Here is a 25,033-nt window from a genome sequence, read left to right as displayed (position 1 = left end):
AACGGGGGTACGGGCCGGTGGAGATCGATCCCACTGGTGGGACCAATGGTGAACATAGACACTCGTGTGATCCCTGGGAAGATGCGTGCGTCGATTTGTTGCGAAGTTTTGTTGAGAATGCTTTTCACCGTCACATATCGGCCGTTGACCAGCCCTCATGAGCAGGGCTTACGGCCGTCGATGGGTTGGAAGAGGCGGTTTTCGATCGGCCTGATCGGTTACGCGAAAAGTGGGGCCGGTGACGTCACCGCCACCGGCCCCACGGGTAACCCGATCGTCAGTTGCTGACCTTGACGACCATGTCGTCGGTCGGGTTGGTGCCCTGCTGCAGGATTTCGATCCGGGTGCCGGAGCCGGCCACCTTCACCGAGTTCCACGGGTTGCCGGCCGTCCAGTACTTGTTCGGCCCGTTGTCCGAGAACACCGGGTTCGCCGCGAGCGCCGGGAGCGTGACCGGGACACCGTTGAGGTGGAAGGTCTGCGCCGGCTTGGCGTACAGGCTGAACGTGGCGTCGAATCCGTTGCGCCGGTTGGTGACGTTGCCCTGGCCGTCCACGGTGATCTTGTTCGGCCGGACGTCCACCGGGAGGTTCAGGCCGTAGCCCGGGTGCTCCGAGGTGTTGTTGTCGCCGTACGCGTAGTTCACGTACCACACCAGCATGCCCGGGTGGTTCGAGAACCGCTCCACCCAGTTCGGCCGGGTGTTGTTGAACCCGTAGTTGTACCCGCCGGTCCGCAGGGTGTCGTCGTAGCCGACGTAGGACCGGTTCTCCGCGATGTAGAAGCGGGGGTAGGTGTCGGTCACCGCGCCGCCCATCCGGGTGAAGCCCCTGGCGGTCCACTCGGCGGCCAGCGTCTCGGCGTCGTCGGTCCAGGCGACGGCGCCGCCCTTGACCAGCGAGATGTTGTCCAGGAACGCGCCGGCGAGGTGCACGCCGCCGTCGGTCTGGTAGCGGTAGCGGAACTGCACGGTCTGCCCGGCGTACGCGGACAGGTCGTAGGCCAGGTCCACCCAGGCGCCGCTGGTCGAGCCGTCGACCCCGGTCTCACCGGCGTCGATCGAGGAGTTGCTCAGCGGGGTCCAGGTGGCGCCACCGTTGGTCGACACCTCGGCGTAGAGGTAGTCGTAGTCCTCCTCGATGTCGTACCAGGCCTTCGCGGTGATCGACGCGGACGTCGTACCGGTCAGGTCGAGCTGACGGGTCAGCGTGGTGTTCAGGTCGTCCGCGCTGCCGCCCCACCACTCGTACGATCCGCCGAACGGCGTGTTGTAGCTGGTGGTCTGGGTCTGCGCCGGCAGGTTGACGACGACGGCCTGGGCCTTCGGCCCGTCGCTGTCGCCGGCCGGGCCGAGCGTGACCCGGGTGGTGCCGCTGTTCTCCTCGACGACCGAGTAGTTCAGCCAGCCCAGGTAGAGCTTCGACCACGGGTCCATGTAACCCGGGGTCGAGCCGATGTCGTCCTTGCCGCGGCTCAGCCACGAACCGGAGGACATCAGGCTCCAGAAGCCGACGCCGTTGTCGCCGCCGGCGGTGTCGTAGAGGTCCGGCAGACCGAGGTCGTGACCGTACTCGTGGGCGAACACGCCCAGACCGCCGTTCTCCGGCTCCGTGGTGTAGTCACGGATCCAGATGCCGGTGTCGCCGATCTGGACACCACCGGCCTTGTTCGCGCCCGGACCGGCGCTGCCGGCCAGGTTCGGGAACGCCGCCCAGCGGTGCGACCAGATGGCGTCCTCGCCCTGGGCGCCGCCGCCGGCCTCCTCGCCCTCGCCGGCGTGCACCGCCTGGAAGTGGTCGATGTAGCCGTCGGGCTCGTTGAAGTCACCGTCGCCGTCGAAGTCGTACCGGTCCCAGATGTCGAACTGGGCCAGGTACTGCTTGATCTGCTCCGGCGTCTTGCCGGCCGCGACCTGGGCCTGGTACCAGGCGGTGGCGCTGTCCTTGACGAAGTTCCAGTACCCGTCGGCCTCGGAGATGGCGTTGCTGCCGTACCGGGCCTCGTTGTAGGGGACCTTCACCCAGTCGCTGACGTCGCCGTTGACGGTGTAGCGCCCGCCGGACTGCTTGAAGTAGAAGTCCCGCATCGACTCACCCGGACCGAACATCATGTCCTGGTAGTGCGCCCGGTTGAAGTCCGACCGCCACAGCGTGCTGTTGTCGTCGGTCGGGCTGCCGTCCCAGTCACGGTCCGGCTGGGCGATCTGGTTGTGCACCGGGCCGGCAGCTCCACCGGTCCGGGGGTCGGTCTGGTCGCCGAACTCGACGAGCATCGTGAAGATGGGGTCGGTCTTCGGGGCCTGCTGGTACTCGACGAACAGGTCGTCCTTGACCTGGATGACCTTCGAGCCGTTGCGCGTGGAAAGCTTGGCCTTGCCGGAGAGCAGGTCGGCGATGGCCTTCTTCCGGAGCTCCCGCTGCTGATCCGCCTTCGGATCGGGGAGGTTGTCCCTGCCGTGCTTCGCCTTGTCGGAACCGGGGGCCGGGTCCGCGGCCGGTGCGCCGGAGGCCGGCGCCGACACGACTCCCGCCGCCAGCAGCGCGGCCGTGGCCGAGGCCAGACCGGCTGTGACTCGTCTCCTCAAAGGTCCTCCTCCTTTGTGGATCTGTTACATGACGGGCGCGGCCGAGGCCGCGACTGTCATGTGATGCGCCACTCACCCTGACAGAGGGGATGCGCGATTGTCACGGGCCGGATGGCGGACGGGCCCGCGCATCGTGGCTGACATATGCGCATAAACAACGACGAAAAGGCGCGTCCCACGAACTCCGGTTCACGTTACGTTTTGGCCACGATCACTCTCCGTGGCCGGAGTTATGAGGTCCCCTTCGGGGAGCGCCAGCGGCCCGCAATTCGTCACGGGGATCGGTGGGCGTCGGGAACGCCCGCAACAGGAGCGGGGCCCGCCCGGAGCAAGTGTGCTCCGAACGGGCCCCGCCGTGTGTCCCGTCAGTCGATCCTCGGTCAGCTCCGCGCGGGGGTGACGTGCACCGTGGCGTACGAGTTGTCCTTCGCGGTCCGCTTGATGGTGATGGTGACGCCGTACGCCACACCCTGGTCACCGGGGTTGCCGGTGCCCAGCACGATCGCGCCGCCGCCCAGGGTGACCCCGTAGTAGGCCGGTGCCGGCGTACCGTCCGGGTTGGTGACCCGGGTGGTGTACCGCTCGTTGCCCTTCGACGGGATGACGACCGAGGCGTCGCTGTCCCGGGCGTACGCCGCCCCGTCACGGATCTCGATACCCGGGTACCAGCCCTTGGCGTCGGTGAAACCCGGCACGGCCGGCTGGGCGCCGAAGTCGGTGCAGTACTCGCTGTACGGCTCGTCCGCCGCCTCCAGACACTCCCGGAAGGGGTACGTGGGGTTCAGCGAGAAGGCCGCGTTCGCGGACTGCGGGCGGCTGGGCAGGTTGTCCAGCACCGACGGGTCCTTGACGGCCGCCTCGCCCGTGCGGCGGTACGGGTCGAAGTGCGAGTCCACGATCAGCAGACCGCCCTTGGCGCCGTAGCTCGGCAGCGCCGTGAGCTGCGCGGTGGTGTGGTTGACGTCGCCGAGGGTCGTGTCCCGGTACCAGACCAGCATGCCGGGGGCGTTGTAGGAGACCCGGTCGACCTTCCACGCCTCGTGCGAGTAGACCGTGTCGTAGCCGTACTTCAGGCCCTTGTCGAAGCCGTCGAAGTTGCGCCACTCGGCCAGGTAGTAGTGCGCCTGCACCGAGGTGCCGCCGTCGATCCGCCAGCCCGCGCCGGTGGTGTCGACGAACGTGCCGCCGGTCGCGGTCCAGCCGTCGGCCCCACCCTCGACGTCGTCGCTCCAGGTGGTGGCGCCGCCGCCGGTCACCGAGAAGTCGTCGGCGAACCAGCCGCGCTCCACGAACGCCTCGTCGGTGGCGTAGCGGAGCCGGATCTGCACGGTCTGCCCGGCGAAGGCCGACAGGTCGACGTAGTCGTGCCGCCAGCCGTGGGTGTCACCGGTCAGGCCGTACTTCTTGTTGCCGAAGTCCACCATCCGGCCGTTCGGGTCGGCGTAGCCGTCGTCGGTGGTGACCAGCTTCCCCGTCGAGTCGTAGACCTTCTGCTCGGCCCAGGTGGCGCCGCCGTCGGTCGAGACCTCGACGAAACCGTAGTCCCAGTCCGCCTCGATGACGAAGTTGTTCCACATCCAGAACTTCGCGTCGGCCGCCGCCGGGACGGCCACCTGCCGGGCGATCTTCACGTCCGCCCAGTCCTGGTCGGCGCCCGAGTACCACATGTTCGCGCCGCTGTGCGGCGTGGCCAGCGTGATCACCTTGTTCGGCAGGTCGACCTTGATGCCGTCCTGGGTGCCGCGCGGGGTCCGCGAGGTCTGGCCGAGCTGCACGTCGCGCGGGTCCGCGCCGGGCGCGAGGGTCAGCGGGTCGGCCCAGCCGAGCACCCACTTGTCCCACAGGCCCATGTGCGTCGGCAGCGCCTGGAAGATCTCGCCGGAGTGCGAACCCGAGGCCATCAGGTCCCAGAAGTCCACGTCCGAGTCGGCGTTGCCGGAGGTGTCGTAGAGGTCCGGCAGGCCGAGGTCGTGGCCGAACTCGTGGGCGAAGACGCCGACGCCGGCGTCCTCCGGCTGCACGATGTAGTTCGAGACCTGGAGGTCGGTGCCGGGGATCGTGTAGCCGCCGGCGATCGACGACGAGTGCGCCCAGACGGCGTACGTGCCCTCGGCGCCGCCGCCGCGCGACTTGCCCTGGCCGGCGTGCACCAGCACCAGGTGGTCGATCACGCCGTCCGGTTCGAAGAGGTTGCCGTCGCCGTCCCGGTCGGCCTGGTCCTCGATGTCGTAGTCGGCCCAGGGGAAGTCCGGGTCCATCCTGGCGAGCGTGTCGATCGCGTCGGTGGCCAGCCGGCCCGCGCCCTGCGGGTTGTCCGGGTGGCCGTTCATCGACTGCTGGCGCCCGGCGACCCAGTTGCCGTTCTCGTCCTGGAAGCAGCGCGAGGCCGCGTACCAGCCCTCGGAGTGCGGCACCTTGATCCACGGGCTGGCCTGCCCGTCGACCGTGTACGCGCCCTTGGACATCTCCAGGTACATGTTGTGCATGGTCCGACCGGCCAGGCTGATCCCCGGCTTGCCGTCCGGCCCCGTCAGGTCCGGGCGGACCCGCTCGGTGATGCCCTCGGAGGTGTAGAGCATCTTGTCGTAGTGCGCCGGCGAGAAGTCCGGCACCCACATCGAGTTGTTGTCCTCGCGCGGCAGGTTCGCCGGGTTCGGGATGTTGTTGTGCAGGGGCCCGTTCTGCACGGTGCCGAGGACACAGCTCCGGTCCTCGAAGACCGTCCTGGGGACCATGACGTCGGTGAAGTCGTCGTTGGCCTGCTCGTTGAACTCGACCAGCAGGGTCAGCAGCTTGGCCGTCTGCGTGCCCGGGGCCCGCTTGATCTGCCGTGGGCTCTTGCCCGTCTTGATCGCCTCGGCCTCGGTCCTGGCGAGCTGCCGGGCCGTGACCGGATTGCCGCGGGCGAACTTCCGGTCGTAGGCCCGGGCCTCCTCGACGGCCGGGGCGTACACACCGCCCTTGCCCTTGACCTCGCGGCCGTGGCTGTCCGGCTGGACCGCCGGCTCGGCGTAGTTGATGTAGTACTCGTCCGCGCCGATGGCGGCGCGGGCGGGGCCCGGCTCCGCCGCCGCCGCGCCGCCGGTCACGGTCAGTGACGTGGCCGCGAGGGCGATGGCGGGTAGCGCGACGAGTAGGCGTCGGCGCGACCCGGATTGCGGATTTTTGTTCATGCCGCTCCATTTCTCGGGCATGGGGAGGGAGGGAGTCGGTCGGCCCGCTCATCGAAGTGATGTCCATCGAACCGGCTCGACCTGCGTGAACCTAGAACAGAAACAGGGATGACGACAGGGGTCGAAGCCTGCCTGTGTCCGTTCAGCTTCTCCGCGTTCCTCCGACCGACCGATGTGACACGTCGCACTCGGTCCGTCACGTACCCGTAAGAAATGACGATGGGTGACGGCCCGTCCGGGGCCGCCACCCATCGGGGCGTACGCCTGCCGTCAGTCCTCGTCGGACCTGCCGCCGCCCATCCCGGACGAGATCAGGTCCATCACCGAGGAGTCCTGGAGCGTGGTGACGTCGCCGAGCGACCGGTTCTCCGCCACGTCCCGCAGCAGCCGGCGCATGATCTTGCCGGAGCGGGTCTTCGGCAGCTCCGGCACCAGCATGATCTGCCGGGGCTTGGCGATCGGGCCGAGCGTCCTCGCCACGTGGTTGCGCAGGTCGGCAATGAGCTTCTCGCCCGCCTCGCCCGCGGTGTCGATGCTGCCGCGCGGGATGGCGAACGCCACGATGGCCTGCCCCGTGGTCGGGTCCGTCGCGCCGACCACCGCCGCCTCGGCCACCGACGGGTGCGAGACCAGGGCCGACTCCACCTCGGTGGTGGAGATGTTGTGCCCCGACACCAGCATCACGTCGTCGACGCGGCCCAGCAGCCAGATGTGCCCGTCGTCGTCCCGCTTCGCGCCGTCCCCGGCGAAGTACATGCCCTCGAACCGCGACCAGTACGTCTCGACGAACCGGTCGTCGTCGCCCCAGATGGTGCGCAGCATCGACGGCCACGGCTCGCGCAGCACCAGGTAGCCACCGCCGCCGTTCGGCACCGACTGGCCCTGGTCGTCCACCACGTCGGCGTTGATCCCGGGCAGCGGCGTCATCGCCGAGCCCGGCTTCGTCTCGGTGACGCCCGGCAGCGGCGAGATCATGATCGACCCGGTCTCGGTCTGCCACCAGGTGTCGACGATCGGCAGCTCACCCCGGCCGACGTGCTGCCTGTACCACATCCAGGCCTCGGGGTTGATCGGCTCGCCGACGCTGCCGAGCAGCCGCAGCGAGGACAGGTCGTAGCCGGCGGGGATGTCCTCGCCCCACTTCATCATCGTGCGGATCAGCGTCGGGGCGGTGTAGAGGATGCTGACCTTGTACTTGTCGACGATCTCCCAGAACCGGCCCTTGTGCGGGGTGTCCGGGGTGCCCTCGTACATTACCTGGGTGGCGCCGTTGGAGAGCGGACCGTAGACGATGTAGGAGTGCCCGGTCACCCAGCCGATGTCGGCCGTGCACCAGTAGACGTCCGTCTCCGGCTTAAGGTCGAAGACCGCGTGCGTCGTGTACGACGTCTGGGTGAGGTAGCCGCCGGTGGTGTGCAGGATGCCCTTCGGCCGGGCCGTGGTGCCGCTGGTGTAGAGGATGAACAGCGGGTGCTCGGCGTCGAACGGCTGCGCGGCGTGCTCCGTCGAGGCGGTCTCGACCGTCTCGTGCCACCAGCGGTCCCTGCCCGACCAGGCAACCTCCTCGCCCGTGCGGCGCACCACCAGCACGTGCTCGATCGACGGGCAGTTGGCCACCGCCTCGTCCACCGTCGGCTTCAGCGCCGACGGCTTGCCCCGGCGGTAGCCGCCGTCGGCGGTGATCACGACCTTGGCGCTGGCGTCCTGGATCCGGTTGGTCAGCGCGTCGGCGGAGAAGCCACCGAAGACCACGCTGTGCGTCGCCCCGATGCGGGCGCAGGCCAGCATCGCGACCGCCGCCTCGGGGATCATCGGCAGGTAGATGGCCACCCGGTCGCCGGCGGTGACGCCCAGGTCCGTCAGCGCGTTCGCCGCCTGGCAGGTCAGCCGGTGCAGCTCGGCGTACGTGATGGTGCGGGTGTCGCCCGGCTCGCCCTCCCAGTGGATGGCGACCTTGTCGCCCAGGCCGGCCTCGACGTGCCGGTCCAGGCAGTTGTACGCCACGTTGAGCTGCCCGCCGACGAACCACTTCGCGAACGGCGGGTTCGACCAGTCGAGCACCTGGTCCCACTGCCGGGCCCAGGTCAGCCGCCCGGCCTGCCGCTCCCAGAACGCCAACCGGTCCCCGTCGGCCTCCGCGTACGCGTCGGCGGTGACATTGGCGTTCGCGGCGAGTTCGGCCGGCGGCGGGAACTGGCGCGTCTCGTTCAGCAGATTGGCCAATGCCTCGCTCATGCCGTGCTCCCTCGTCGCTCGGGGTGATCTGTGTCTCCCGCACGAGGTTAGTCGGGGCGGCCAGTCCGGGGAGCGCCGGTCCGGCCGACGCGCGCCGAGCGGCCCGCGCCGCGCGCCGGACGGTGTTCCGAAGGCGGGGGAGACGGCGTCGAGGTCGGCCGGGCGGCGTCGGCCGCGGGCCCGCGGGCGGCGTCCCGGGCGCTCGTCGGGGTGGTGGCGCCGACCGCCGCGTCCAGGCCGTGCGGCACGTCCGTGCCGCTCGTCGGGGTGGTGGCGGTCGCTTCCGGGCGGCTCGTCGGCGGGGCGGGCCGGGCAGTCGATAGCGTGACGGGGTGACCGCAGACCCGCTCGCCCCGCTGCTCGCGCTCGCCGACATCGCACCCGCCGTCGAGCGGGCCCGCGAGCGCTTCGACCAGGCGCTGGGGCACCGCGCCCTGCGCCGCCACGGCGGCCAGGTCGCGGCCGAGGTCAGCCTCCGGTCCGCGGTGGCGAGCGCGGCCCTGGAGGGGTACGCCCACGAGCGCGAGGCCGTCCGCGCCGGGACCGTGACCGAGCCGGTGGTCCAGGGCGCGCTGCGGGTCGCCGGTGCGCTGCCCGGCCTGTCCGAGCTCTGGCCGAAGGCGCCCCGGCAGGCGCTGGCGAAGCTGCACGTGCTGGCCGCCCGGGACGTCGTGGCCGAGGCCGAGCTGGGCCGGCCCGTCGCCGACCCGGTGGTCGCCGCGCGGCTGGACGGCCTGGCCGGGCTCGTGGCCGGCGGCACGAAGGTCTCCCCGCTGGTGCTGGCCGCCGTCGTGCACGGCGAGCTGCTGAACCTGCGCCCCTTCGCCGGGCCGTCCGGGGTGGTGGCGCGCGGCGCCGCCCGGCTGGTGCTGCTGTCCAGCGGGCTCGACCCGCGCGGCCTGCTCGCCGTCGACGTCGGCCACCGCGAGCGCGAGCCCGAGTACGTCGGCTCGGCCGGCGCGTTCGCCACCGGCACCCCCGACGGGCTGCGCTCCTGGCTGCGGCACTACATGTCGGCCGTGGAGGTCGGAGCCGACCAGCTCACCACCATCGGCGACGAGATCCTCGCCGCCGCCTGACCCCGTCCCGCCCATGCTTCGGGCGCGGCTTCCGTGCCTCGGCGTCGACGGCTGAGGCGAAGTGCTCTCTCGCCTCGGTGTCGACGGCTGAGGCGGGCTCCTGCGCCTCGGTGCCGAGGGCTGAGACGGGTGCTCCATCTCGGCGTCGATGGCTCAGGTGGGATCCTGTGCCTCGGTGTCGAGGGCTGAGGCGGGCGCTCCCACCTCGGCGTCGATCGGTCAGGCGGGTGTGGGGGTGACGCGGGTGCGGCGGTGGCGGCCGTACCAGGCGATGCCGATGGCGACGCCCACGCCCACCCCCAGCGCCGCCGCCGCGACCGGGACGGCCGGGCGCTCGCGCAGCCGTCGGCCCAGCGGGATCGGGTGCCGGAACTCCAGCACCGGCCAGGAGTTCTCCACCGCGAGCCGGCGCAGCTGCCGGTCCGGGTTGACCACCGAGGGGTGGCCGACGCACTCCAGCAGCGGGCGGTCGCTGTACGAGTCGGAGTAGGCGTACGAGTCGGCCAGGTCGTACCCGCGCTCGGCGGCCAGCTCGCTGACCGCCTCGACCTTGCTCGGGCCGGCCGCGTAGAACTCGACCTCGCCGCTGTAGCGGCCGTCCACCACGCCCATCCGAGTGGCGATCACGTCGGTCACCCCGAGCAGCGCCCCGATCGGCCGGACCATCTCATCGCCGGAGGCGGAGACCAGCACGACGTCCCGCCCGGCCGCCTGGTGCTCCTCGATGAGGGCGGCGGCCTCGGCGTACACGTAGGGGTTGATCAGCTCGTGCAGCGTCTCCGCCACGATCTGGCGGACCTGCTCGACCTGCCAGCCCTTGCAGAGCGCGGCGAGATAGTCCCGGGTCCTGGCCATGGTCTGCTCGTCGGTGCCGCCCAGCCGGAACATCAGCTGCGCGTACGCCGACTTGACCACGTCACGCCGGGTGATCAGACCGTCCCGGTAGAACGGCCGACCGAACGCCAGGGCGCTCGACTTGGCGATGACGGTCTTGTCCAGATCGAAAAAAGCGGCACTTCGGCCCACGGCGCGAAAGTCTAGCCGGATGGTCTATGGTCGGCGGGTGCCCGGGGTCCGGTGCCCCCTGGACGTGCGGGCCGACCCCACCACCTTCGCTCATCGTGACGTCGATCACACTCTGCGAACATTAATTCGCAGGGAGTGGAGGCAACACCACTCGACGTATACAGGTCCGCTCAGGCAGACTTGTCGTTACGACAGGCGTTCATATGCCGTACGACAGCAGACCCTCGGCGGTTGCACCCCCCGTGACCGCTGAGTGGGTTCGGCTCGACCCCCCCGGAGCCGAACCTCCCGACGACCCCCGTCTCCCCCCGACGGGGGTCGTCCCTTTCCGGAGTGGGCTTCCGGCCCAGGTAAAGCCGTGTTTCCCGGGTCCGTCAGGCGGGGTGCCGGGCGGAAAGTCAGCGAATCGTCAGCGAACGTCAGCCGGACCCGGTCGGCGTAGTCGTCCGGGGTGTGCGTATAACGATTGAGCGTCGTTGACGCCTTCTCGTGCCCCACCACCCGCCGCACCACGTTGACCGGCACCCCGTCCGTCACCAGCCACGTGATGTACGAGTGCCGCAGGTCGTGGAACCGCAGCCCGCCGAACGCCGAGGCCGCCACGTGCGCCACCGCCGCAGCCTCGTCGGCGAACTCCGCCCGCTGCTCTCGGCCGTCCCGGTCCGGCCACGACGCCGCCCACCGGCCCGGCGCCACCTCGGCCACCCGGCCGAGCAGCCCGGCCCGCACCAGCGACGGCAGCCACACCCGCCGCCGGAAGTTCGACCGCCGCTGCGGCCCGCCGTCCCGGTCGGCGAAGACCAACGCCCGCGCGTCCGGCACCGCGGCCCCGCATCGCCGCCGCAGCTCGTCGACGAGGAACGGCGGCATCGGCACCGTCCGCACGCCGGCCCGAGTCTTCGGGTACGCCCGCAGCAGCACCCCGCCGTGGGTTTCCACCGCCACCTGGGCGACGTGCAGCAACCCCCGATCGAGGTCGACCGCTTCCCATGGCAGGCCCGCGCACTCGCCCCAGCGCAGTCCCGCCCCGGCGGCGGCGCAGACGATCGCCCGGTGTTCGGCCGGCACGGCGGGCAGCAGCCGGCCGAAGAACGCCTCCCGGCTGATCGTGCCGGCGCGAGCCTCCCGCGCCCGGTTACGCGGCACCCGCACCCCCTCGCACGGGTTCACCGCGATCAGGCGCGCCCGGATCGCCGTCTGCATGATCATCGACAGCATCCCGAGGTGCTTCGCCGTCGTCGACGGCGCCAGAGTTCGGCCAAGGTTGGTGACCCACTCCTGTACCGCCAGGTAGTCGATCTTCGCCAACGGCCAGTCCGCCCACTGCGGCAGCAGGTGAGCCCGCAGCATCGACTGCGTTCGCTCGGCCGTCCGCGCCTCCACCGACCGCCCGGCGAGCCAGCGCGTCACGAACTCGCCGAACCGCATCCGTCCCGCGTGCGGGTCGACGTACGTCCCTCGGTTGAGCGCGCCCTCCACCTCGGCCAGGAAGGCGTTCGCCTCCTTCTTGGTGCGGAACGTCTTCGCCTTCTGCCGGTCGGCCGAGTCCCGCCAGTTCGCCCGGTACGTCCCGGCCGGCGTCTTGCTTACGAAGCCCACGATCACCAGCCCCCGCGCGGCGCGTCGGTACCCGTTGCCGGAAGCTCACCGGAGGCACCGTCCAGCCAGGCGTGGAAACGGCTACGCGGCACCACCCAGCGCCGCCCCAGCCGCTCGGCCGGGATCTGACCCGCCCGGACCAGGGCATAGGCCGAGCTGACCGACAGGGACAGCAGCGCGGCCACTTCCTTGACCGTGTAGACGGCCCGGACCGGCCGGGGCGGGTAGTCGCCGGGGGCGACGTCGCCAGCACGAGGCCCGGCCTGCCGAGGCGCGAACGGCACGACGATGGACAAGATTTCCTCCCCAGAGGTTCAGGCCGCGAGCGCGGCGGGTTGATCGGTTGCCGAAACGGCGGCGGCTGTTCGTAGCCGGGCGGTGTCGAGGTCTGCACGCCAGCGGATGCGGGCGGAGATCGCCCGCAGGAGGCGGTGTTCCAGGGGCGGCACGTCCGGGTCTTCGGGTCGGGCGAGTTCGAACCGGTAGCGCTTCGGTCCGTCCGTCTCGTCGGCGGTCTGGTCGTGTTCGGGGGTGTCGGCCATGCCGCCGGCGAGGATGGCGCGGACCCAGGACCGGTTGTCGGCGCGGTGGTCGGCGAGGGTCTTGCCGGACCACTGCCGGGAGACGAGGACGCGGCGGCCGGTGAAGCCGAGGGTGGAGCGTTGGTGGACCTTCCCGGTGCAGCGGCCGGGGGTCAAGCCGGCCTTGACGCCGTCCGGCTGGACTCCGTACAGCAGCCAGTTCGCGCACGTCGGCGAGCACGGCAGGACGGACAGCTCCGCGTGGAGGCGGTCGAAGTGCGCCTTCTGCGCGTCCGAGCGGGGCCGGGCCTGGTCGGTCAGATCCTTGGTGACGTACTTGGTCACGTACCGGATCGACCGTTCAGCGTCCTTGCTGCCCTGCTCGATGCCGCGTGCGTCGATCCGGCCGAGCCGGGCGACGTAGGCGGGGCGGCTGTCGGGTTCCTCTAGGGCGTCGAGGGCTTCGCCCCAGGTGGTCAGCGGCTCGCGCGTCTTGGGGTCGACGTACGCCTGCTGGTCGACGTCCCAGACCGGAGGCTTGTCGACCGGGTAGACCAGTTCGTCGAACCGTGGCCACCACACCTGGTGGTAGGTGGCTGCCGCGATCTGTTTGAGCAGCCGGCGGGGCAGGGTGCCGCGGATGGCGAAGTGCGCGTGTGGGGCGAGGCGTCGTTGCAGTTCGACTGCTCCGGCGTACTGGACGTTCCAGCCGGCGGCGCGGCGGACGTTCTGCCACCACCGGTCGAGGACCCGCGCGAAGTGGATCGAGTCCAGGGCTGCGCGCCGGTAGTCGTAGCTGGTCGGGTCGACGGGGGTGCCAAGCACGTCGTCATACGGGCCGTGTCGCTGGCCGCACTCGCAGGGGGCGACGTAGGCGCCGCGCCGAAGGTGCGAGTGCACCGGCCCGTGCGAGCCGAGCGTCAGCGTGACGAGCATCGACGGCCGGTGCGTCTTGCCTGCCTTCCCGGAGTAGGCGCGGCCGACCGTGCGCGGGTCGACCGGCAGGCGTGGCAGGTCTGGGGAGTCCTGCCGCCGCCGGGTCGACCGCTTGCGTCGTGGCCGCTCGTCGCGTTCCTTGGGGGTCAGGTGCCCGCGCAGGCTGGTTTCGGCGAGCGCTTCATCCAGCTCCGCGATCGCGGCGTCTACGTCGGCGATCTGCGCGGCCCGCTCGTCGGGGGTCATCGGCTGGTAGTGCAGCGCTTCCCGTTCGAACTCCAGGTGTGCCCGGACCCGGACCAGGGCGAGCACGTCTTCACCGGGCTTGTCGGGGCGGACGGCGGGTTCGTCGGCGAGGTGCCAGCCCTCGCGGATCTGTTGGATGCGCAGCCGCCGGCCCCGTTCCGCGCAGGGCTTGCACTTGACGGCGAGGGTCGCCCCGCAGGGCACCTCCACTACCTCGGTCAGGCCGGTGGCAGTGTCGGTACGGCGCAGCGCCAGGGGCCGGACGCACACGCCGTTCTCTTCGGCGAGCTGCTTGAGCGCGTCCTTCGCCAGGGGCTTGCGCATCCGATCCGCCCGCGACCCCGGCCGGGGCTGCTCAACGGGAGTCGTGGGGACGAGTTCGAGTTGGCTCACCGGTCACGCTCCCCGCCGAAGACGCTGCCGTTGCGGGGCGCGAAAGCCGCCGCCGGCACGGGCACCAGTGCCGGCCGCCGCTCCACCGGCACCACGGGAACCGGGCGGAGACCCGCCGGGCGAGGCTGCTCGTCGGCGGCCTCTAGGGCGACGTTCACCGCCTGGCCCTCGTCGACGACGTCGACGGTCACCGCCCGGTCCTCGTCGGCGACATCGAAGGGCGGCCGGTCGCCAACCGGGTTGTAGCCGGGCGGGACGTCGCCCCAGCCGTCGGCGTCTGCCGGCTTGTCGACGGCCACCGCCGCCGGGGCGGCGGGGGCGGTGGAGAAGACGAGCTTGGACAGGCCGAGGAACGCCAGCGCGGGCACGGCTGACAGCAGCCATCCGGACACGCCCGGCTTGGCCACGGCGAGCTGCGCGGACAGGGACAGCGCGACCGCGCAGACGAGCAGGAACATCGGATACCCGATCGGGCCGCCGGTCCGGCGACGTCGCCGGATGGTGAGCAGCGCGGCGAGGGGCAGCAGTTCGGAGATGGCGGCGTTGGCCCAGCCGAACCAGTCCCCCGTACCGGCTGGAGAGTTGGCCATGGTCCAGTCGTGTACGTGGGTGAACGATGCCGCCCCGGCCAGCCCGCCGACGGTCAGGACGATGAGGACCAGGACCACGCCCTCCACCCGGTCTGCGTTCGCGTTGGCCTTCACTTGGTCACCTCCTGCTCGTCGGTTTCGTCCAGTCGCCGGTAGGTGCGGCCGAGTTGGCGGATGTCGTCGTCGGTGAGGTAGGAGAACCGGACCCGGACCGGTTCGCGAACGCCGTCGAGGACGACGAACCCGATCCCGGGGGCGGACTCAGGGATGCGGTCGCAGAGGGCTCCTCGGTCGCGGGCACCGTCGCCGAGGACCATGTCCACCTGTTCCGGCTCGGTCAGTCGCAGGCCGATGCGAGTCGGGAACAGGTCCCGGAACGGCAGCACGTCCTTGCGCGGATCCTGGAGCGCGGCGACCACGTGCACCCCGACCGCCCGCCCCTGGGACAAGAGCAGGCCGAGGGCTTCCTTGATCCGGTCGCGGACCTTCCGATCGGTGATGTACGCCGTCAACGCCGCCAATTCGTCGACCACCAGGACGATCAACGGCTCATCCGGCGTCGGCGTGTGCTGGCGGGCGACCCCGCGCAGCCGGGCCGCCCGAAGCCGCATCCGCTTGACGGCCTCTTCCAGCACGCCGGCCATGCCGTCGGGGTCGTCGTAGGAGAACCGGGCGAACAGCGGCACCCCGGCCGCCAACTCCATACCGCCCTTGGGGTCGAACGCCCACAGCTCCACCAGCCCCGAGCGGGAACCGCCGGCCAGGGAGCGGATGAGCGACCACAGCACCGGACCCTTGCCCGACCCGGTCGCCCCGGCGATCAGCACATGCGAGCCGGCCAGGCGCAGCGCGTAGGGCTGCCCGTCCTCTCGTATCCCGAGCGGCAGCCCGGCCAGGTCCGGCACGGCCGGCACCGGCAGCGGCGCCACCGTGCCGGCGAGGGGGTCACGGCGGAGGAACCGCAGCATGACCTGATCCGGTCGGTCCGTCGACCGTGCCTGCCCTTGGCGGAGGCGGAAGGCGTAGGCGAGGCGTTCCGCGGACTGCGCCCAGTCGTCGGGAATCTGACCGGGCAGCATCCGGACGGTCACCTCATCGCCGTACCGGTCACAGCGCACCCGCAGCAGTTGCGGCACGTACCGGTCACCGGCGAACGCCGTCGCCAGCCCACACGTCGCCATGACCGACGCCCACCGCCGCCGATACACCGTCAGAGCCCGAAAGCGGCTGACGAGCGGGTACCAGCCGAACCGCAGCCACGACGACGGGTGCCACCGCCACCAGGTCCCGCAACCGGCGACGACCGCAAGGACGACGCCGGCCAGGACCTGACCGCCGTACTCCCCCCACCCCCACAGGACAGCCACGGTCGGGACGACGAGCCACCAGTACCGGACCGCCAGGACCGTGACCCGGAACAAGCCCCGGGCCAGCCACCAGAACGCCAGCAGCCAGCCCGGGACCCGCCAGGCTGGAAGGCGCACGTTCATCGGCGCCACCGGGATCTTGTCGCCGGGAATGATGTTGATCAGAGGCACAGGTCACCACCCCGATCCGGGCGGGCCAGGGTGGCGATGCACGAGCGGCACGACATGCGCCGCAGGTCGAACCGACGCGGCTTCACCCACTCCTCGCAGCGGGGGCAGCGGATCGCGCACACCCGCGCCGAAGCCGGCGGCAACCGCAACACGGACCGGACGGCCGCCTCCACCTCCCGGTAGGCGTGCCGCACACCGACCAGACGGGTACGAGACATCAGGACCACCACCCCGACGAGCAGCGGCCCTCAGAGCAGTTCAGGGCAGGGGGAACTACGGTGGGCATCACGCCCTCCTTCACACGTGAGGGATGGGAGAGCGCGGGACGGGCCGGGACTCTTGGCGGGGAAACGACCCGCCCCGCGCGCAACAGCAGCAGTCAGGCCGCCGCCGAACCGGGCACCGTCGACGCCGGCCGGATCGCGGTAGCGCGCAGCGAGTACGCCATTCGGGAACGGCAGTCACCCGAGGACCGGCCCGGCTTGCACCGCTGCGAATCCACATACGGGGTCAGAGTCAGGCCCTCGAACTCCACCGCCGGCGGATAGCCCGGCACCGTCGACGGCGGCGGCACCGGCTGCTGCGGCGCCACGACCTTGACCTTCACCTCGGTCGACCGACCGAACTTCCCGGCCTCCGGGTCCAGGTCCATCACCCGCACCACCCAGACCCGCTCCCCGGTCTCCTTGTCCCGCGCCTGGTTGTCCGCCTCACCCCGCCGCTCAAAGTCGATCTGCGGCGAGACGCCAAGGCAGAGCGCCCCGGCGGGGAACACGTACTCGGACGGGACCGGAACCTTCAACGTCATCGGAACCATCAGACGACCTCCAACCGTCTAGCCAACTCAACCAGTTGACTTGTTAAGTGGGATCGAAGGTAGGTGCCGGCAACTTGACTTGTCAAGTGGTGTATCTACCTGGATCAGTCGAGTGGATAGACGTCTTCGAGATCGTGCCGACGGGCAGGCAGCAGGAGATCAACAGCTAGCAGCGGCTTTCCGGTTCGGTCGCAAACAGCCAGGAGCACCGTGAGCACGGCATCGTCGGCAGCGATCTGCAGGAGCTGCGCTTCCTCGTCCTCTGGGAGGCGAGCCGAGATGCGCTCGGTGACGTGATCGAACCGGACGCGCTTGCGAGCCGCCACGTGCCGAAGCAGCCCTTCCGGGAGAGCTTCCGCGCCGGCAACGCCCGTGCCGGTAGCGAGATCGGCGGGCAGGAAGGCGGTGCCGAGTTCGACCGGGCCGATGCCGTCGACGGCGATCAGACGGCGCCGAGCGACCACCGGCGTGCCCGGCTCCAGGCCCAGGGCTGCTGCGGCCCGAGGCGGAGCAGGTACCTCCCCCGCGTGGAGCAGGGTGGAGCCGGCCCGCTCGTCGTCTTCCAGCGCGCCGTATCGGCGTTCACGCTCTCGACGATTGGCGCCACCGGGCTGACCGAGGACGAAGCGGCCCTTGCCCTGCCGGCTGTCGATCCAGCCGTCCTGCCGCAGCAGATCAAGCGCTCTGACGACGACGGGTCGTGATGCGCCGAACTCGCGGATCAGTTCCGTCTCGCTGGGCAGCATCGAGCCCGGGGGATAGGTGCCGTCCTGGATGCGTTGTTGCACCGCGTTGACGATCACCACGTACTTCGGCGGCGCAACTTCGATCGGCACCGTTTCACCCCAGACGACAACTCAGCTTGTCAACAGGCTATCTGCGCTGCTCAGGTTCTGTCCATCGGCCCGCATTGACGCTCCGGGCAGCACTGCGCGCAACGCTGCTCTGCCAGTCACGTAGCGCGCGCTTAAGGCGCGCGTTCTCTTCGCGGAGGGTCGCTTCCGCCGCCTCCCGGGCGGTCAGATCGTCGACCACCGCCCGAACGAACGCGTACACCTGATCTTCGTCGAGTCCACGCCGCCCGATCCGGGTACGTCGGAATCGGAAGCGCCTCACCTGATCCGCGTGCAGCCGTGCCAGTCGTGACGCTGCACGGGACACTCCCATGGCGAAGGTGGTCACCGTAGCCTCCTGTCAACGTTCAGACCGTCGTTCTCGCCGTCCTGGCCGGCCGCTGTCGCGCCGGTTGGTTCGCAGGTGTCGGTATGCGTCGCGCGTCCGCCGCCGCGGTGGGGCCGATCAGTCGTAGGCCCTCGTGCTGCACGTAGATCTCCCGGCGATCCACCGCCTTGCCGGTCCGGTCGAGGACGTAGCCGGTCAACCAGACCCATCCGTGGTAGGTCGGCTTGTCGCAGACCTTGATCACGCGGAAGACCAAAGCTCGATCCCCGCCGAACTGCACCGACGCTCTGGCGCCGACATGGACCACATCGCCGGGCTTCGGATCCATCAGCAGCCGCCTTCGGAATGTGGATGGGCACCGAGGCGGGCGGACTTTGGCCACGGGCCGACACCGCGATGGCCTGCCGGCACCCGCCCCGGTGCCCTGCTCAGGACGCGATCCCCACGGCAGCCGCCACCACAGGCCGCGGCTGCCTCCCGGTGCCGACGCAGTCCGGGCAGTCCCGCCGCTGCAACCGGGTCGGATCACTCGGCACCCGCAAGGAGCGCCGAGGGCTAGCCATCTTCCAGCCCCGCCCCTCGCAGGCAGGACAGGCGATCGACACCGGGAACACCAGACGTGGTCCCGACGGTGGGCGGGCGCCGTCGATGCAGCGCAGGATCCGGACGCCGCCACCGGCGACCGCTCTCACACCCGGGGCGCCGTGCTGACGTACCGACATACGCGGGTTCGGTCCGCACACGTCAGCGGCTTGTAGGTGCACAATCGCGGTGGGTGACGTGTCCATGATGGAGATACAACACCCGAGTCCGAAGACCGATCGAGGACCGAATCAGCACCTCTGGCGGACATCGAGCGGACACCACGAGGACATGCATTGAGTTCAGGACCTCACACCGGCGAGCGTGGAGAACAGCCCATCAGAAAGGCATCGACGATGGCCCGAGAACGCCGCGAACCTCGCACCGTGCTGGAGCACCTCATCCAGCAGAGCGACCGCACGTACGAGGAGCTGGCCGACGAGTTCTCCCGCATGGACCCGCGCGCGGCGATCAGCGCACGGCACCTCGGACGGCTGGCGCGCGGCGAACGGGACCTAACCTCATCGACCCCCGCCACCCGCCGCGCGTTGCAGGCCATGTTCGGCAGACCAATCGACGAGCTGCAGCGCCGTTGGGCTCCCCACCAGTTGACCCCTGCGCCAGGACCAGAGTTCGCTGTCGAACTCACCGGCGCCGGCCCGGAAAGGAACCTCCTCGCCATGGCCGCACAACGCGCCCGCCAGTACGCCATGCTCGCCGCCGAAGCCACCTCGCCGGCAGCCATCGACCAGCTCGCCGAGGACGTGCAGCGCCTCGCCCTGGCCTACCCACAGCGTCCCGTCAGCCAGATCCTCCCGGACCTGGTCGAGACGCAAGACACCCTGTTCACCCTGCTCGAACGCCGCCAGCAACCCACACAGTCGCGCGACCTGCACTTCCTCGCCGGCATCACCAGCGGCCTACTCGCCAAGGTCTCCCACGACATGGCCGACCCGCACTCCGCCATGCTGCAAGCCCGCACCGCCGTCCTCTGCGCCGACCAGGCCGGGCACCCCGGCCTGCAAGCATGGCTGCGCGGACTCCAATCGCTGGTCGCCTACTGGGCCGGCAGGTACGCTGAGGCAGTCCGCTACGCCGAAGCCGGCCGCGAGTACGCCACTCAGGCCGGCGGCACCTCCGCCGTCTGGCTACCCGTCAGCGCCGCCCGCGCCTACGCCGCCCTCGGCAACGCCGAGCAAGCTAAGGCCGCCATCACCGAAGCCGAAGACACCTGGTCGCGCGTACGCCCCGACGAGATGGACGAGATGGGCGGCATCTGCACCTTCAACCAACCCCGCACCCTCTACTACGCCAGCGACGCCCTCGCCTGGCTCCCCGACGAGGCCGCCACCACCGAGCGCTACGCCCTGCGCGCTGTTCAGGCGTACTCCGACCGCTACGACCCCGCATGGGCCTTCGGCGACCAGGCGGGCTCCCACACCAACCTCGCCATAGCCCGCATTACCAACGGCGAACTCGACGCCGCGGTCGACGCCCTGGCCCCGGTGCTCGACCTCCCCGCCGAACAGCGCATCAACGGCGTCATGCACTCGGTTCGCCGCGTCCACCAGGCCATCACCCGCGCCGGCCGTGCCAACGACGCCCGCGACCTCATCGACGGCATCGAGCACTTCACCCACACCCCGGCCAACGCCCTCCCTCGATAAGGCACCATCAGTACATGTACCCGATCACCATCCCCGGCCGCGTCATCACCCTCCGCGAACTGCGACCCGATGACGCGGCCGACGCTTTGGCGATCGTCGGTGACGACCGAGTGACCCAGTGGCTCTCCTTCGACAGTCGGGACCAGGCCGCCACCGTCGCCATGGTTGAAGGAGCCGTTGCGCGGGCGCAGCTCACCCCGCGCAACGAGTACTACCTAGCCGTCGCCGACACCTCCGACCGGATGATCGGCTTCGCGCGGCTAGGACTCACCGGCCACCAGGCCGCCAAGCTCGGCTATGCCATCGGCGCCGACCACTGGGGCCACGGCTACGCCACCGACGCCGCCCGCACCATCGCTGACTACGGCTTCCGAGAACTCAAACTCCACCGCATCACCGCCGCCATCGGCCCCGACAACGCCGTCTCGATCGCCGTCGCCAAGCGGCTCGGCATGCAATACGAAGGCCGGCTCCGCGACCACGTCTACACCAACGGCGCCTGGCGCGACTCCCTGCTCTACTCCATCCTCTCCCCGGAGTGGAGCACCACCGCCGGCTGACCGCTCGCCTTCGTCTCGCAGCACGCACGCGAGCAGTTCCGATCATGGCGCCGGTACGATCGCCGCCATGCGCGACGCCGACACGCCGCCGCAGGAACCCGCCGACCCTCCCTACACCCGCACCAGGCTTACGCCTCGCCAGCAAGCGGCCCTCATCCGAGCCGCCGCAGCCGAGGTGTACGAGCGCGTGCACGAGTGGCGGAACAGGTTGCGTCCAGTGAAGTGGTGTACGACTTGCCCGTGATGGGCGTGTTGCGTAGATGAGAGACGGCCATCGCGTCGATCCTTCAAGACGACCAAGTCAGAGAAGGAAGAGAGAACGCGATGGCCGCTTCAGAGAGTGTGAACCCTGTTGACCTGCTGCGCGAGCAGATCGAGGGCGCGTCGCCGGACGTGTTGCAGGCGATGATCAGAACGTTCGCGCAGGCGTTGATGTCTGCTGAGGCGGACGCGATCTGCGGCGCCGGTTACGGGCAGCGCAGCGATGAGCGGGTGAACTCCCGCAATGGCTACCGGCCTCGGGAGTGGGACACCCGCGCCGGGACGATCGACCTGGCGATCCCGAAGCTGCGCCAGGGCTCCTACTTCCCCGACTGGTTGCTGACGCATCGCCGGCGGGCCGAGCAGGCCCTGGTCTCGGTCGTGGCCACCTCCTACCTGCTCGGGGTGTCGACCCGGCGGGTGGAGAAGCTGGTCGAGCAGCTCGGGATCCGGCAGCTGTCCAAGTCGCAGGTATCGGAGATGGCCGCCCACCTGGACGCGCAGGTCGAGGCGTTCCGCAACCGGCCCCTCGACTCAGGCCATTACACGTTCGTGTGGACCGACGCGCTGACGATGAAAGTCCGCGAGGCAGGCCGGACCGTCAACGTTCATGCCCTGATCGCCGTCGGCGTCAACGCCGACGGAGGGCGCGAAGTCCTCGGCCTCGACGTCGCCTCGGACGAGGACGGCGCCGGCTGGCTGGCCTTCCTACGGTCGTTGACCGCCCGCGGCCTCACCGGTGTCCGCCTGGTCATCTCCGACGCCCACGCCGGCCTCGTGGCCGCGATCGGAGCCGCCCTGCCCGGCGCGTCATGGCAACGCTGCCGCACCCACTACCTGCGCAACCTGCTGACCAAAGTCCCGAAGTCGGCGCAACCGTGGATCGCCACACTCGTCCGCACGATCTTCGACCAACCCGACACCGACGCCGTCCGCGCCCAGTTCACACGGGTCGTGACCACCATCGAGGCAAAGTTCCCGGCCGCGGCCGAGCACCTCGACACCGCCCGCGACGACCTCCTCGCGTTCACCGGCTTCCCCCGCGAGATCTGGCGCCAGATCTGGTCGAACAACCCGCAGGAACGGCTGAACAAGGAGATCCGCCGCCGCACCGACGTCGTCGGGATTTTCCCCAACCGGCCGGCGATCATCCGCCTCGTCGGCGCCGTCCTGGCCGAGCAGACCGACGAGTGGACCGAAGGCCGCCGCTACATGGGCTTGGAACTCCTCGCCAAAGCCCGCCTCATCCCTGCCCAGCCCGACCGACACGACACCGACCAGGACGAGCCCACCCCGATCGCCGCATAACATCAACCCGGATCCCGCGATGGCCGTCTCTTACACCACCAGCGCGGACGTGACCGGCGGAACACGCCCGGTTGGCAAGACACACCGACGAACGCTCACCGGCATCAGGCAACCGTGGAGGCGGCCGCCGCGCTCGACGCACTGCCCGAGCCAACCACTGCGGAAGACCTCGCCGGGCTCGTTGACGCCGTCCGACCCGTTCTCGCTGAGTGGCGGCCGAGCCGACCTGGTCCCGAGCAACAAATCTTCGTCGCGGTCGAGCGACTTCATCAGGCGTGCGGATAGCGTCCGTCCTGAGACCCGACATGTGCAGATAGCGCCGACCGTGCAGAGTCTCTGTACCTCCTCAAGGCGGCCTGAGCGGGCCGCACGCCGCCGCCTGGGCGTGCGCCGGCCGCTGCCGCTCGGCGGCGTCACGTCGGATGCCCGGCGGCTGGCGCGGAGAGCGGGAAGCCCGAAGGGCCGCCGCAGAACGACAGGTGTCTCCCCATGAGGGCGGGTCGACGGCAGACGGTAGGACAGAGCGCCCGCACCAGCGGTCGGCGTTGGATCGCGAGGCGGCGTAAGGAGCTGAGATCGCCAAACCGCCGTACAACACCACCGTAACGACCGAAGCCAATCGGGCCACACGTCCAGTAAGGTGCTCAAACCGGATGGCAACCCCAGTGGAGGGCACAGTGGACATCGAGGTATCCGCCCGGACGCGCAAGGCCCTGCCGAGGCCGCGGTGATTCGCTTTCCGCTCTTCGAGCATCTGAAGGTCGAAGGCTACGGTCTATACCCCGGTACCCAAGATACTCCTGGCCTCGAAGTCGACTTCGAGTCAGGGTTGACCCTGGTGCTAGGTGCGAACGGACTCGGGAAAAGCACTCTTGTGCTGCTCTTGTACAGGATGTGCACTGGTCCTAATGACATCCAGGGGCTGACGCCGGGCGCGTTGGGTAATCGCCAGTTCAAGATGGGCTCAATCAGCGCCTCAGACCGCCGGGCCTTCGCGTCACGTGTGAACGATTCAGCGGCGCGTGCTACAGCCCGCCTCCGCTTCCGTGTGGGAGAGACGACGCTTGTCGTGGGACGGAGCCTGAGGACACTGGCCCTTACGGAGCTACAAGTCGACGGCCAACCGCGAATGCTGAACGAGGACGCCTATCACGATGCGCTTTTGGACGCTACCGGACTAACCAGTTTCCCCGACTGGATCCTGGTTCTTCGGTACCTGACGTTCTACTTTGAGGATCGGCGATCACTGGTCTGGGACGCCACCGCGCAGCGTCAACTCCTCCGATTGCTATTCCTTCCGCCTGATGAATCGTCCAAATGGACGGATCTGGAGGCGGAGGCGCTTCGCCTTGACAGCCATGTCCGGAACATATCGGCCTTGCTTCATCGCGAGGAAGCCTCCATATCCCGTGCCGAGCAAACGACACTAAGCCGCCCTGAGGTGGAGGCCCGGATCAACGATCTGGGACAGCAACAGGACAGAGACCAAGCCGAGTTCGAGCGCGTTCAAGAGATGCTGCTCGACATCGAGGCGGAGCGCCAGGGCGCGAGGCTTGAGGCTCTGCGTGCCGCCGAAGACCGGGAAGCGGTCTACCGAGAGATTGAGCACCGCCGACTTGTCGAACTACAGGCTGCTTTCCCATCGAAAAGCGAGAGTGCTAGTTACATACTCGGATATCTCCTAGCCTCACAGACTTGCCTGGCATGCGGAAACGATGCATCTGAAGCAGCGGAGCTCCTTTGGCGAAGAATAGACGACCACAAGTGCGTGGTATGTGAATCCGTGATCGAGCGCGCCAACTCGTCGGCACCCGACGTGAATCTGGAGGAGCTGGGCCATGCTCTTCGTGCACGGGAGGACAGGCTCGCAGAGGCAACCAAACGTCGAAGCGAAGCGGAGGCGGCTTACCGATCGGCAGTCGCCCAGCTGGCCCAGCTGGAATCTGCAATAGCGAACCGAAGTGCTGAGCTTAACCACCTCGTCAAGCAGCTACCCGCCGGCAGCCAGCAGGTGCACGAACGGAGAAAGGAGTACAACGCCTTATCGGCGGCCCTTGAGGTGCGCCGCGAGGAGTTGGCGATAGCGCAGCGCACATTCCGAGCTTTTGTCGAACAGAAGAAGCAGACAATCTTTTCGTTCCGAGAGGATGTAAAGAGCACCTTCAGGGCCTACGCGAAGGACTTCCTGCTGGGGACCTGTGACCTGATTTGGCAGAGCCGCAAGACGAAAGTCGGCCAGTCTGGCGACACAATCGACTTCGGCACCTTTGCCGTCGATATGTCCGCAAGTGACTCCGGACTACTGGTGCGGCGAACAGGTGCGGGAGAGGTTTCAGAGAGTCAGCGGGAGTTCATCGATCTCGCGTTCCGTATGGCCCTGATGAAAGTTGCGGGTGTCGAGGGCCGTGGATCTTTAGTGGTGGATGCTCCAGAATCGTCGCTGGACGCCGTGTTCGCCCCTAGAGCAGCTCGAGTCTTGATGAGGTTCGGCGATCCGGACGCTGGTAACCGCCTAGTCATCACGTCCAATCTCGTCGACGGTGAGCTGATCCCGACTCTGCTTCGGCTTGCAGGTGTCAACGAACAGGATGACTCTAGAGTTGTTGATCTCTTCGAGATTGCCCATCCTACCGCCGCCGTTCGTGAGCTCAGGGATGAATACAACAACGCACTAGTTCGGGTCTTCCAGGGTCGGGACCAATGATTCAGCTAAAGGGATCCGAAGTTCAACGTCTC

Annotated in this window: 19 protein-coding genes; 5 read left to right on the top strand and 14 right to left on the bottom strand. The window is 69.4% G+C overall.

What is annotated here, in order from left to right; translation table 11 throughout:
- Window positions 1-277 precede the first annotated feature (277 nt).
- The 3 genes from GA0070606_RS14070 to acs form a co-directional block, all read right to left on the bottom strand.
- Complete coding sequence (locus GA0070606_RS14070) at window positions 278-2,584, bottom strand: immune inhibitor A domain-containing protein (RefSeq protein WP_091099227.1); 2,307 nt, start codon at window positions 2,582-2,584, stop codon at window positions 278-280.
- Window positions 2,585-2,964: 380 nt separating this feature from the next.
- Window positions 2,965-5,757 (bottom strand): immune inhibitor A domain-containing protein, encoded by a 2,793-nt coding sequence (locus GA0070606_RS14065; protein ID WP_091099224.1) that lies wholly within the window; start codon window positions 5,755-5,757, stop codon window positions 2,965-2,967.
- 270 nt (window positions 5,758-6,027) lie between these two features.
- Window positions 6,028-7,992, bottom strand: coding sequence for an acetate--CoA ligase (gene acs / locus GA0070606_RS14060; RefSeq protein ID WP_091099221.1), 1,965 nt, complete (start codon window positions 7,990-7,992; stop codon window positions 6,028-6,030).
- A gap of 332 nt (window positions 7,993-8,324) precedes the next feature.
- On the opposite strand from acs, the gene GA0070606_RS14050 reads away from it, so the two are divergent.
- Window positions 8,325-9,071 carry a Fic family protein gene (locus GA0070606_RS14050; RefSeq protein ID WP_091099213.1) on the top strand — a complete coding sequence of 249 codons (747 nt, stop codon included), beginning with the start codon at window positions 8,325-8,327 and terminating at the stop codon, window positions 9,069-9,071.
- 219 nt (window positions 9,072-9,290) lie between these two features.
- Here the strand turns inward: GA0070606_RS14050 and GA0070606_RS14045 are convergent, their stop codons facing one another.
- The 11 genes from GA0070606_RS14045 to GA0070606_RS13995 form a co-directional block, all read right to left on the bottom strand.
- Window positions 9,291-10,097 (bottom strand): HAD family hydrolase, encoded by an 807-nt coding sequence (locus tag GA0070606_RS14045; RefSeq protein WP_091099210.1) that lies wholly within the window; start codon window positions 10,095-10,097, stop codon window positions 9,291-9,293.
- A gap of 186 nt (window positions 10,098-10,283) precedes the next feature.
- Window positions 10,284-11,696, bottom strand: coding sequence for a tyrosine-type recombinase/integrase (locus GA0070606_RS33295; RefSeq protein ID WP_245724687.1), 1,413 nt, complete (start codon window positions 11,694-11,696; stop codon window positions 10,284-10,286).
- 2 nt (window positions 11,697-11,698) lie between these two features.
- Window positions 11,699-11,992, bottom strand: coding sequence for a helix-turn-helix domain-containing protein (locus GA0070606_RS14035; RefSeq protein ID WP_245724686.1), 294 nt, complete (start codon window positions 11,990-11,992; stop codon window positions 11,699-11,701).
- Between the two features lie 18 nt (window positions 11,993-12,010).
- A complete protein-coding gene (locus GA0070606_RS14030) occupies window positions 12,011-13,723 on the bottom strand; it encodes a replication initiator (protein ID WP_245724685.1) in 1,713 nt (570 codons plus the stop codon).
- Window positions 13,724-13,788: 65 nt separating this feature from the next.
- Complete coding sequence (locus tag GA0070606_RS14025) at window positions 13,789-14,496, bottom strand: DUF2637 domain-containing protein (RefSeq protein WP_091099198.1); 708 nt, start codon at window positions 14,494-14,496, stop codon at window positions 13,789-13,791.
- Complete coding sequence (locus GA0070606_RS14020) at window positions 14,493-15,920, bottom strand: FtsK/SpoIIIE domain-containing protein (protein ID WP_091099193.1); 1,428 nt, start codon at window positions 15,918-15,920, stop codon at window positions 14,493-14,495. The genes GA0070606_RS14025 and GA0070606_RS14020 overlap by 4 nt, the downstream gene beginning before the upstream one ends.
- Window positions 15,911-16,138: a hypothetical protein gene (locus tag GA0070606_RS14015; RefSeq protein ID WP_245724684.1), complete on the bottom strand. Its 228-nt coding sequence runs from the start codon at window positions 16,136-16,138 to the stop codon at window positions 15,911-15,913. The genes GA0070606_RS14020 and GA0070606_RS14015 overlap by 10 nt, the downstream gene beginning before the upstream one ends.
- A 161-nt stretch (window positions 16,139-16,299) precedes the next feature.
- Entirely contained in the window at window positions 16,300-16,737 is a 438-nt protein-coding gene (locus GA0070606_RS14010) for a hypothetical protein (protein WP_091099190.1), read from the bottom strand.
- 104 nt (window positions 16,738-16,841) lie between these two features.
- Window positions 16,842-17,573, bottom strand: a complete 732-nt coding sequence (locus tag GA0070606_RS14005) for a GntR family transcriptional regulator (RefSeq protein ID WP_091099186.1) — start codon at window positions 17,571-17,573, stop codon at window positions 16,842-16,844.
- A gap of 37 nt (window positions 17,574-17,610) precedes the next feature.
- Window positions 17,611-17,919 (bottom strand): DivIVA domain-containing protein, encoded by a 309-nt coding sequence (locus GA0070606_RS14000; protein ID WP_245724683.1) that lies wholly within the window; start codon window positions 17,917-17,919, stop codon window positions 17,611-17,613.
- A 19-nt stretch (window positions 17,920-17,938) separates the two neighbouring features.
- Window positions 17,939-18,247, bottom strand: a complete 309-nt coding sequence (locus tag GA0070606_RS13995; protein ID WP_091099183.1) for a hypothetical protein — start codon at window positions 18,245-18,247, stop codon at window positions 17,939-17,941.
- A gap of 640 nt (window positions 18,248-18,887) precedes the next feature.
- Here GA0070606_RS13995 and GA0070606_RS13990 point away from each other — a divergent pair.
- From GA0070606_RS13990 to GA0070606_RS31965, 4 genes are all read left to right on the top strand, one after another.
- On the top strand, window positions 18,888-20,168 hold the full coding sequence (locus GA0070606_RS13990; protein ID WP_245724682.1) for an NsdA family TPR-like regulatory protein: 1,281 nt from the start codon (window positions 18,888-18,890) through the stop codon (window positions 20,166-20,168).
- 14 nt (window positions 20,169-20,182) lie between these two features.
- A complete protein-coding gene (locus GA0070606_RS13985; protein ID WP_091099179.1) occupies window positions 20,183-20,728 on the top strand; it encodes a GNAT family N-acetyltransferase in 546 nt (181 codons plus the stop codon).
- Between the two features lie 324 nt (window positions 20,729-21,052).
- Window positions 21,053-22,297, top strand: a complete 1,245-nt coding sequence (locus GA0070606_RS13980) for an IS256 family transposase (RefSeq protein WP_091099176.1) — start codon at window positions 21,053-21,055, stop codon at window positions 22,295-22,297.
- 1,129 nt (window positions 22,298-23,426) lie between these two features.
- Window positions 23,427-25,001, top strand: coding sequence for a coiled-coil domain-containing protein (locus GA0070606_RS31965; protein WP_425413048.1), 1,575 nt, complete (start codon window positions 23,427-23,429; stop codon window positions 24,999-25,001).
- The last annotated feature ends 32 nt before the right edge of the window (window positions 25,002-25,033 follow it).

Origin of the sequence: Micromonospora citrea, assembly GCF_900090315.1 — a bacterium.
Taxonomy (GTDB): Bacteria; Actinomycetota; Actinomycetes; order Mycobacteriales; family Micromonosporaceae; genus Micromonospora; species Micromonospora citrea.
This window is presented reverse-complemented; position numbering and strand designations above follow the sequence as displayed.

Bases quoted from the DNA above. Each gene is read 5' to 3' on its own strand.
- GA0070606_RS13980 (WP_091099176.1), top strand. From the start codon at position 21,053: ATGGCCGCTTCAGAGAGTGTGAACCCTGTTGACCTGCTGCGCGAGCAG.
- GA0070606_RS13995 (WP_091099183.1), bottom strand. From the start codon at position 18,247: ATGGATCCGAAGCCCGGCGATGTGGTCCATGTCGGCGCCAGAGCGTCG.
- GA0070606_RS13985 (WP_091099179.1), top strand. From the start codon at position 20,183: ATGTACCCGATCACCATCCCCGGCCGCGTCATCACCCTCCGCGAACTG.
- acs (WP_091099221.1), bottom strand. From the start codon at position 7,992: ATGAGCGAGGCATTGGCCAATCTGCTGAACGAGACGCGCCAGTTCCCG.
- GA0070606_RS14010 (WP_091099190.1), bottom strand. From the start codon at position 16,737: ATGGTTCCGATGACGTTGAAGGTTCCGGTCCCGTCCGAGTACGTGTTC.
- GA0070606_RS31965 (WP_425413048.1), top strand. From the start codon at position 23,427: ATGCTGAACGAGGACGCCTATCACGATGCGCTTTTGGACGCTACCGGA.
- GA0070606_RS14015 (WP_245724684.1), bottom strand. From the start codon at position 16,138: ATGTCTCGTACCCGTCTGGTCGGTGTGCGGCACGCCTACCGGGAGGTG.
- GA0070606_RS14030 (WP_245724685.1), bottom strand. From the start codon at position 13,723: ATGCGCAAGCCCCTGGCGAAGGACGCGCTCAAGCAGCTCGCCGAAGAG.
- GA0070606_RS14065 (WP_091099224.1), bottom strand. From the start codon at position 5,757: ATGAACAAAAATCCGCAATCCGGGTCGCGCCGACGCCTACTCGTCGCG.